The following is a 234-nucleotide window of genomic DNA, read 5'->3' as shown; positions in this document are numbered from 1 at the left end:
ATAAAAGATTCACGAGCACTCATGAGGCGATCTCCGGATGAAAAACGGTTCCGGCGATCATCGCCCCTGCCCGACTGCTGTTATAGAAGCGCACCTGCGGATGGCCGGCGATAAACCGCTCCAGCTCACACAAATAGCTGCGGAAATTGAGCTGAGTCTTGATGCGCTGCCCGTGACCATCCAGCACCCAGTGTTTGGCGGCGCCCAGTTGCGGTCCCAGGTCGCCGTCGTTCC

General features: G+C 58.5%; 1 protein-coding gene. It reads right to left on the bottom strand.

Features of this window, described 5'->3' with window-relative positions; genetic code table 11:
- Positions 1–19: 19 nt before the first annotated feature.
- On the bottom strand, positions 20–234 hold a 215-nt coding region (locus SB772_RS45735), incomplete at its 5' end, for a hypothetical protein (RefSeq protein ID WP_410839242.1).

Origin of the sequence: Paraburkholderia sp. SIMBA_030, from assembly GCF_046535245.1 — a bacterium.
Classification (GTDB): Bacteria; Pseudomonadota; Gammaproteobacteria; order Burkholderiales; family Burkholderiaceae; genus Paraburkholderia.
Note: the sequence above shows the minus strand (reverse complement) of the source record. Positions and strands in the feature narration are given on the sequence as shown.